At 66.1% G+C, this 8,624-nt stretch carries 9 protein-coding genes; 4 read left to right on the top strand and 5 right to left on the bottom strand.

The annotated features are described in order from the left end of the window. Nucleotides 1-101: 101 nt before the first annotated feature. Nucleotides 102-1,307: a DUF885 domain-containing protein gene (locus tag ACH49N_RS35670; RefSeq protein WP_250776301.1), complete on the bottom strand. Its 1,206-nt coding sequence runs from the start codon at nucleotides 1,305-1,307 to the stop codon at nucleotides 102-104. Nucleotides 1,308-1,476: 169 nt separating this feature from the next. Between ACH49N_RS35670 and coaA the strand changes: the two genes are divergently transcribed. Beyond that, a complete protein-coding gene (gene coaA / locus ACH49N_RS35665) occupies nucleotides 1,477-2,409 on the top strand; it encodes a type I pantothenate kinase (protein WP_109332232.1) in 933 nt (310 codons plus the stop codon). Between the two features lie 12 nt (nucleotides 2,410-2,421). On the opposite strand, the gene ACH49N_RS35660 is transcribed toward coaA, so the two are convergent. Beyond that, complete coding sequence (locus ACH49N_RS35660) at nucleotides 2,422-3,189, bottom strand: isoprenyl transferase (RefSeq protein WP_159925226.1); 768 nt, start codon at nucleotides 3,187-3,189, stop codon at nucleotides 2,422-2,424. Between the two features lie 161 nt (nucleotides 3,190-3,350). Here ACH49N_RS35660 and ACH49N_RS35655 point away from each other — a divergent pair, with 161 nt between their 5' ends. Beyond that, nucleotides 3,351-4,022, top strand: coding sequence for a hemolysin III family protein (locus ACH49N_RS35655; RefSeq protein WP_159925224.1), 672 nt, complete (start codon nucleotides 3,351-3,353; stop codon nucleotides 4,020-4,022). On the opposite strand, the gene ACH49N_RS35650 is transcribed toward ACH49N_RS35655, so the two are convergent. Genes ACH49N_RS35650 through mca form a run of 3 tightly spaced genes read right to left on the bottom strand, consistent with a single transcriptional unit; the run spans nucleotide 4,023 to nucleotide 7,251 of the window. Continuing rightward, complete coding sequence (locus ACH49N_RS35650; protein WP_358278623.1) at nucleotides 4,023-6,038, bottom strand: thioredoxin domain-containing protein; 2,016 nt, start codon at nucleotides 6,036-6,038, stop codon at nucleotides 4,023-4,025. It lies immediately after the preceding gene. Nucleotides 6,039-6,055: 17 nt separating this feature from the next. Continuing rightward, complete coding sequence (locus ACH49N_RS35645) at nucleotides 6,056-6,373, bottom strand: hypothetical protein (RefSeq protein WP_284708783.1); 318 nt, start codon at nucleotides 6,371-6,373, stop codon at nucleotides 6,056-6,058. Next, nucleotides 6,373-7,251 (bottom strand): mycothiol conjugate amidase Mca, encoded by an 879-nt coding sequence (gene mca, locus ACH49N_RS35640; RefSeq protein ID WP_109335268.1) that lies wholly within the window; start codon nucleotides 7,249-7,251, stop codon nucleotides 6,373-6,375. Before mca ends, ACH49N_RS35645 begins: the two co-directional genes overlap by 1 nt. Before the next feature lie 193 nt (nucleotides 7,252-7,444). Here mca and ACH49N_RS35635 point away from each other — a divergent pair, with 193 nt between their 5' ends. Both ACH49N_RS35635 and greA read left to right on the top strand, forming a co-directional pair. Next, nucleotides 7,445-7,870, top strand: a complete 426-nt coding sequence (locus ACH49N_RS35635; protein WP_358278621.1) for a DUF4307 domain-containing protein — start codon at nucleotides 7,445-7,447, stop codon at nucleotides 7,868-7,870. 227 nt (nucleotides 7,871-8,097) lie between these two features. Further along, on the top strand, nucleotides 8,098-8,592 hold the full coding sequence (greA, locus tag ACH49N_RS35630) for a transcription elongation factor GreA (RefSeq protein ID WP_005238978.1): 495 nt from the start codon (nucleotides 8,098-8,100) through the stop codon (nucleotides 8,590-8,592). Nucleotides 8,593-8,624: the final 32 nt, after the last annotated feature.

Genomic DNA, 8,624 nt, shown 5'->3' with positions numbered 1-8,624 from the left:
GGCCACCACCTGACCGAGAGCCGCAAAGGTGCGGGATCCCCCACCGCGGCACCCCCTCACCCGCCAGCGCGGTCACACATTTCGCAACAGCCCCCCCAGTGTTAAGAAGTACTCACGGGGCGGAGGGCACTGGGAACGAGGGGTTCGTCGAGGAGCCGACGAAACCGTTCCGACCGCTCCGCGCCCACCGGGACCTCCGCCAGCCAGCTGCCGAGCAGGCGGTATCCCTCGACGTAGGTGCTGGTGTAGGCCCGCCACAGGGGCGAGGACAGGAAGCGCAGCGACTGCCGCGCCCGCTCGGGGGTCGACAGGCTCCACCGTTGCAGGAACAGGGCGACGTCGTCCGCGCTGCGGCGCTCGTCGTGCAGCATCAGCGCAGCGTCCTGGCGGACACCGAGCAGCTGACCGGACGCCGCCGACAGTCGCTGTGCCTGTTCACCGTCGAATCGCAGTCCGAGGTCGGCGTAGATTTCCTGCGCCCACAGACCCCAGTTCTCACCGACGATGGATTCGAGCGCGAGGTCGGCAAGACCCTCCGCCATGAGGCACTGCGGGGTGTTGACGAGAAACAGCGTCTGTTCCAGCTGCCCCGCGCCGACGAGTCCGGCTTCCTTACGGCAGTGCTCGGTGTGATGGCCCGGGTACGACTCGTGCGCGATGAGCCGAGGCAGATTTGCCATGTGCTGTTTCAGGTCGGAGTTGATGGCGACCGTGGAGCGGTAGTTTCCGAGGTAGTAGTTGAACCCCGACCACGGCTTGTCCCCGACCACCTCGTACTCGACGACCTCGGCTTCGGGCAGGGCGTAGTGCTCGCGCACCAGGTCGCGCAGGGCGCTCGAGAAGGCGTCGACGCAGTCCTTCAACCGGTCAGCCGGTATCTCGTCGGCGGCGCGGTGGGCATGGACCCGCTCGGTGAGTGTGCCGGTTCCGGGCAGCACGGTGTCCATCTTGCGGTGCGCCTCGCGGTACTGCTCCTCGTCGCCGCGTGTAATGCGAACGTCGAAATAGGCCTCCACCTCGTCGACGAACCCGACGTCGTCCCCGGCGAACTTCCGTCCCGAGCATTCGAGTGCCCGCAAATGGACGTCGAGGAACCGCGTCCGCTCGTCGGACAGACCCGCGGACGGCAATTCCGCACGCAGGGTTGCTGCTGTGCGTGCCAGTTCCCGCGGGTCGGGCCGCGGCGCGTTCTCGACCTTCCGGCGCAGCGCCGGGTCGCCGGTGTACGCATCGACGAATCCCTCTTCGAGCCGATCGAATCCCAGCCCGAGCAGCAGATATTCGCGAACCAACGAATCCGATTCCATGTCGATCGACCTTAGTCGGACAACCGTGTGCGTGACCCGCCGACAGCTCAGCCTGTGGCACCAAGCACAATCCGACTATGCAACCGCTACTCGCCAGCGCGACGACGACGGCCGAGATTCCGGGCGTGGACGGCTCACTCCCCCAGTCGCTCGAGTGTGAGCGGAACTGATGGCCCGGGCAAGCGAATCCAGCCCGTACGTCGAATTCGACCGGAAACAGTGGCGCACGCTGCGTAAGTCGACTCCGCTGGTGTTGACCGAGGAGGAGTTGTACGGACTCCGAGGCCTCGGCGAGCAGATCGACCTCGAAGAGGTCGCGGAGGTGTATCTTCCGCTTTCCCGTCTGATCCACCTGCAGGTGGCCGCGCGACAGCGGTTGTTCGCCGCGACCGCGACGTTCCTCGGTGAGAAGCATCCGGATCAGCAGGTGCCGTTCGTCATCGGCGTCGCGGGAAGTGTCGCGGTCGGCAAGTCGACCACGGCGCGTGTCTTGCAAGCACTGCTCGCCCGCTGGGAACATCACCCCCGCGTCGACCTGGTGACGACGGACGGCTTCCTGTACTCCACCGACGAGCTGAACCGGCGCGGGATCATGCACCGCAAGGGTTTTCCGGAGAGTTACGACCGACGCAAGCTGCTGCGGTTCGTCACCGAGGTGAAGTCGGGCGCCGAGGAGGTAGCAGCACCGGTCTATTCGCACATCTCGTACGACATCATCCCCGGCCAGTACCACTTGGTGCGCCAGCCGGACATCCTCATCATCGAGGGTTTGAACGTCCTGCAGACCGGTCCGCGTCTCATGGTCTCGGATCTGTTCGACTTTTCCATCTACGTCGATGCCCGCATCGAGGACATTGAGGCGTGGTACATCCAGCGCTTCCTGGCCCTGCGCCAGACGTCGTTCGCCAATCCGAACGCCCACTTCCACCACTATGCGAACCTGTCGGACCGCGACGCCACCGCTGCCGCTCAGGAAATCTGGCACAACATCAACCGACCGAACCTGGTGGAGAACATTCTGCCGACGCGCCCCCGCGCCACCCTCGTGCTGCGCAAGGACGCCAATCACTCGATCAACCGGCTGCGCCTGCGCAAGCTGTAACCGGGTGGTCGCTCAGACGCCGAATCTGCGATGCCGGGCCGCGTAGTCGCGCAGCGCGCGCAGAAAGTCGACCCGACGGAACTCGGGCCAGTACGCCTCGGTGAACCAGATCTCGGAGTAGGCGCTCTGCCACAACAGGAACCCCGACAGCCGCTGTTCTCCTGACGTACGAATCACGAGGTCGGGATCCGGTTGACCCGACGTATAGAGATGCCCGCCGATGCCGTCGACTGTGATCGACTTCACCAACTCGTCGCCCGACAACCCTGCGAGGAGTTTCTCGCAGAGCAGCGACTGGACGGCGTCGGCGATTTCCTGCCGGCCGCCGTAGCCGACGGCGACGTTCACATGGGTGCCGGTTCGGCCTTCGGTCCGCTCCGCCGCCTCCCGCAAGCGGCGCGACTGCTCGGCAGGCAGCAGGTCCAGCGCACCGACGATCTTGACACTCCAGTTCTTGTCCGGTCCGGAGATCTCTTCGACGACATCGGTGATGATCTCGAGAAGAGTGTCCAGTTCCTCCGCGTCCCGGCGCAGATTCTCGGTCGAGAGGAGATAGATGGTGGCCATCTCGATCCCGGCCGCATCACACCAGCCCAGCATCTCCGAGATCTTGAGGGCACCCATCCGGTGTCCGTGACTGACGTCGGTGAAGCCGTTCTCCCGGGCCCACCGCCGGTTGCCGTCGCACATCACCGCTATGTGCCGAGGGTGCTGCAGACCTTCGAGCCGCGCGAGCAACCGTCGCTCGTAGATGCTGTACAGCAGTCCTCGCACACTCACCGGGAGATCACCATGACAGCCAAGAGTACGCCGCTGCCGATCGCGATTCGCGATGGCGGTCACACGTGGTGCACCGTGGTCCTACCGACGGGTACGCTCTCCCCACAAGCGAACCTACGGTTCCGTAGGTTCGAGTCGCGAACAGCGAGAAGGGGTGTCCTGTGACAGCTTTCGGACTCGACGAGCTCCCGGTCAAGCCGCGTCTGCGTGGGTGGATTCACCTGTGGGCGTTCGGTATCTCGGTCATCGCCGGGCTGGTCCTCGTCCTCGTGTCCGGCCTCCGAGTGTCAGCGGAAGCGGCCGTCGCCACGGCGGTCTACAGCGTCACCGTGTGTGGCGTATTCGGGGTCAGCGCCACGTATCACCGAGTGCACTGGAAGACCACGTCCGCCCGCACGTGGATGAAGCGGGCGGATCACTCGATGATCTTCCTGTTCATCGCCGGCAGTTATACACCGTTCGGGCTGCTGGGCCTGCCCTCGAGCACCGGACGCACACTGCTGATCGTCGTCTGGGCCGGTGCCTTCGCCGGCGTTGCCCTGAAGATGCTGTGGCCGACGGCGCCGCGGTGGGTCGGTGTTCCGCTCTACCTGCTCCTCGGCTGGGCGATCGTTCCGGTGGCGCCGGAGCTGACCTCCGAGGTCGGGGTCCTGCCCATGGTGTTGCTGCTCATCGGCGGCATCCTGTACTCGGTGGGCGCCGTGCTGTATGCCACGAAGTGGCCGAATCCGTGGCCGGCCACCTTCGGGCATCACGAGTTCTTCCATGCCGCCACCGTGATCGCGGCGTTGTGCCACTACATCGCCGTCTGGCTGGTCGTGTTCGGACAGTAATTACCGGCTCAACGCCTCGGCCAGGTCGCCGATGGTCGACACCGGACGATCACAGACGAACCCGCGGCACACATACGCCGCCGAATCGCCCCCCACCAGCGGCCGGTCGGCAAGCAGCGGCGACGAATCCGGTTCACCTCCGACCACCACCGCACCACCCGGAGCGAGTCGGCGAGCAGCGTCCAGCAGCCCGGTCTCGCCGTTCGTTGCCACCGCCACCTGGATCGGCCCACGCACCGACGCCTCGGCCACGGCGAGCCAGTGTCCCGCCGACCTCGGTGCCCGTTCGAGGAGCAGCGCCACCCGGTCGAGTGACGCGGCGGCCGCGGCGGCATACCGGGCCGAGGTGCCCGCCTCCGCCACCGCCGCAGCGGTGAGCAGGGCCTCGGCCAGGCACGAGGCACCGGACGGCGTGGCGCCGTCGACCGGGTCGCGCGGACGGGTCACCAGGACTTCCGAATCATCCGCCGTATCGAACCAGCTGCCGGGCTGCTCGGCGTCCGCGAAGTGTCGCAACGCGCGCTCCAGCAGGGCCTCGGCGGGTTCGAGCCATTCGGCGTCGCCGGTCGCCTGGAACAACGCGAGTAGTCCGGTGCCGAGGCACGCATAGTCCTCCAGAATTCCCACGGGTTCGCCCACCACCGACCCCAGCGAGGCACGGCGCAGGCGACCGTCGACAAGGTGCAGGTCCAGCACCGTGCGGGCACACTCGGCGGCCGCGGAGATCCACTCCGGCCTGCCGAATCCGGCACCGGCCTCGGCCAGCGCCGTGATGGTCATCCCATTCCAGGCGGTGACCACTTTGTCGTCCCGGCCGGGCTGCGGCCGGATCGCACGGTGAGCGAAAAGAGCGTTCCGCACGCGACCCCACCGCTCCCAGTCGTCCGGATCCTCGAGGAGTTGCATCACCGACGCGCCTTTTTCGAAGGTTCCCTCCGGCGTCACGGTCAGCAGATGCGACGCCCACTCGCCGTCCTCGGCGCCCAGCACCTCGACGAGCTGTGCGGGTGTCCACACATAGGTCAGGCCCTCGACGCCCTCCGTGTCGGCGTCGAGCGCAGACGCGAACGAGCCGTTCTCCGTACGCAGGTCCCGGAGCAGGAACTGCGCGGTCTCCTCGGTGACGCGGACCGCCAGCTCCGAACCCGTTCGCCGACCGAGGTGGGCGTACACGCGCAGTAGCTGGGCGTTGTCGTAGAGCATCTTCTCGAAGTGCGGCACGACCCACTCGGCGTCGACCGAGTAGCGGGCGAAACCGCCGCCGAGCTGGTCGTAGATCCCGCCCCGCGCCATCGCGGACGCCGTGCGCTCCACCGTCTCGAGCACCTTCGCGTTCCCGGAACGCTCGTAGGTGCGCAGTAGACCCTCCAGCAACGCAGACGGCGGAAACTTGGGCGCACCTCCGAACCCGCCCCGTGGAATGTCCTCGTCCTTCAACACGGCAGCAGCAGCCGCGTCGAGAAGCGCGGCATCCACCGCGACATCCGCAGTAGGTATGCCGCCGGCTCCGCGGCGCAGTTCCGTCGCCACCGACTCCGCGGCATTGTCGACGTCGCTGCGCCGGTCCCGCCACGTGTCGGCGATGGCGCCGAGCAGCTGGGTGAAGGACGGCATTCCGCCGCGTGGCGCGGGCGGGTAATAGGTCCCGCAATAGAACGGTGCACCGTCGGGAGTGAGGAAGCACGTCATCGGCCAACCGCCCTGGCCTGTCATCGCCACGGTGGCGTTCATGTACACGGCGTCGAGGTCGGGACGCTCTTCCCGGTCGACCTTGATGCACACGAAATGCTCGTTCATCAGCGACGCGACGGCGTCGTCCTCGAACGACTCGTGCGCCATCACATGGCACCAGTGGCACGCGGAGTACCCGATCGACAGCAGAATCGGCACATCACGTTCACGCGCCCACTCGATCGCCTCCGGCCCCCATTGCTGCCAATGGACCGGGTTGTCGGCGTGCTGCCGCAGATAGGGGCTGGTGGACCCGCCGAGTGTGTTGCGTGCGCGTGGGTCCATGTCCAGCTCCTCTTCGACTACTGCTGCAGCTTCGGTGGATTGTCGGTGGGACCGGAGGGCCCGCTCGTGGTCCCGTTGTCCCCGTGCAGTGCGCCGCGGTCGGTGCCCTCGTCGGCTTCCTGGTCGGGTTCGGGATGGTCCGGTTCGAAGGTCTCGGGCAGATTCTTCAGCTGCTTGTTCATCGAGCGCACCAGTAGCACCACGCCCGCGAGCAGAGCGAGAATGACCACCAGTCCGATAGGCGAGGCCTTACCGAACTCGGGACCGGAGGGCGTGCTGGGCGTCTGCGCCAGCAGTTCCACCGTCCCGGCGACGACACCGAGCGTCAACGACATCACTGCGACTCGTCCGGGTGAACGCCGGCGAACAGGTCGTTCTCCGGAATGGAGGTGGTGACCCGGGTCTTGGCGAGTTCGAATTCCTCGGTCGGCCAGATTTTCTGCTGGATCTCGAGCGGAACAGCGAAGAACGAACCGTTGGGGTCGATCTGGGTGGCGTGGGCGCGCAGGGCGTCGTCGCGCTGCGGGAAGTAGTCGCCGCAGGTGATCTGCGTGGTGACGCGCGCCATCAGATCACCCTGCTCGGTCTTCCACTTCTTGAGCCACTCCGCCATCGGGAATTCTTCACCGCGGCGTTCGTACTCCTCCTGGAACTGCAGGAGACGTTTACGGATGAACCCGTGCGAGTAGTAGACCTTCTGCACTTTCCACGGCTCGCCCGCGTCGGGGAACTGCTGCGGATCCGCGGCCGCCTCGTAGGCGGCCATCGACACCTCGTGGCAGCGGATGTGATCGGGATGCGGATAACCGCCGTTCTCGTCGTACGTCGTCATGACGTGGGGACGGAATTCGCGGATGGCCCGGACCAGAGCTTCGGTGGCCACCTCGAGCGGCACCAGCGCAAAGCACCCCTCCGGCAGCGGCGGCAGCGGGTCACCCTCGGGCAATCCCGAGTCGACGAATCCCAGCCACTGGTGCTGGACACCGAGGATGCGAGCGGCCTCGGCCATCTCCTCGATGCGGACCTCGTGGATGCGGTCTCGCACGCCGGGCACGTCCATCGCCGGATTGAGGATGTCGCCGCGTTCACCCCCGGTCAACGTCACAACCCGCACTTCGTTGCCCTCGGCGGCGTAACGGGCCGTCGTCGCCGCACCCTTGCTCGACTCGTCGTCGGGATGGGCATGGACGGCCATGAGACGGAATCCGCTCACGTATTCGTTCACCTCAACTTCGCCAGTAGCCGTTGCCGGCTTGTTCGTGTCGTACGCTCTTCGTCCTCCGCCATCGCTTGACGGCGCACCGACGCACATCCTCTATAGTTCCACCCGATAGTTCCGCTTGCAGCCGTGACCCCGCTCGAGTGCTGGAAGCAGTGAGGAACTGGAGCGGTGTGAGAGCAGAGTGATGACGAGAACGCTTCCCCCCGGCCGATACACAGGTGCAGCGAAGCCTGCACGGCCGAGGCGCTGGATCGCGTGGGCGCTCGGCGCGGTCGTCGTAGTGCTCGGGGTGGTTGTGGCGTTCTCGGCCTACGACAGGTTCACGATTTCCGACATCGACAGCGAGGCCACATCGTTCGATCTTGTCGACGACTCGCGGCTCGATATCACCTTCACCGTCACCCGTGACGACCCTTCGCGCCCGGGGGTGTGCATCGTCCGTGCACGCTCCAAGGACGGATCCGAGACGGGACGGCGCGAGGTCTACATCGCCGGAGGGCCACATCAGACGGTGAAGATCACGGCCCCCGTCTACACGTCCGAGCCGCCGGCCATGGGTGATGTGTATGGGTGCAGCCTGGACGTTCCGGCGTATCTCACCGGCGGCTGACCAGCCGCTCCCCGAGCGACCGTTCGGGTTCTCCGCCGGTTCCGACCTCCGATCGTGCTAGAATCGGCTGATACACGGTTCCGGTTTGGAACCGTGTATTGCTGCATTGGCGGCAAGGTGGATCTGTGTTCGGCCCCGGCCGGCTGATCCGCCGAGCCGTTGATCACTGCTGTTGCAGTGGTCTGTCGAGGGAGCCCGGGGGCTCCAACTACGAGGGAGTGATCGAGATGACCGAGACCCAGGTGACCTGGCTGACCCAGGAGTCACATGACAGGCTCAAGAGCGAACTCGACCAACTCATTGCCAATCGACCCGTCATCGCCGCCGAGATCAACGAGCGACGCGAAGAGGGCGATCTCAAGGAGAACGGTGGCTACCACGCGGCCCGCGAAGAGCAGGGCCAGCAGGAAGCTCGTATCCGCCAGCTCCAGGAGTTGTTGAACAGCGCGAAGGTCGGCGAGGCACCCACCCAGTCCGGCGTGGCGTTGCCCGGCTCGGTGGTGAAGGTCTACTACGACGGCGACGAGAAGGACACCGAGACGTTCCTCATCGCCACCCGCGAAGAGGGCGCACGCGACAACAAGCTCGAGGTCTACTCCCCCAACTCACCGTTGGGTGGGGCACTGCTCGAGGCGAAGGTCGGCGAGACGCGCGAGTACACGCTGCCCAACGGCAGCAGCATGAAGGTGACGCTCGTCAGCGCTGAGCCTTACCACAGCTGATATCGGCTCTGCTTCACAGAACTCCGGTCCGG

Source organism: Rhodococcus sp. NPDC019647 (genome assembly GCF_044389235.1).
In the GTDB taxonomy this organism is placed as follows: Bacteria; Actinomycetota; Actinomycetes; order Mycobacteriales; family Mycobacteriaceae; genus Rhodococcus_F; species Rhodococcus_F oxybenzonivorans.
This window is presented reverse-complemented; position numbering and strand designations above follow the sequence as displayed.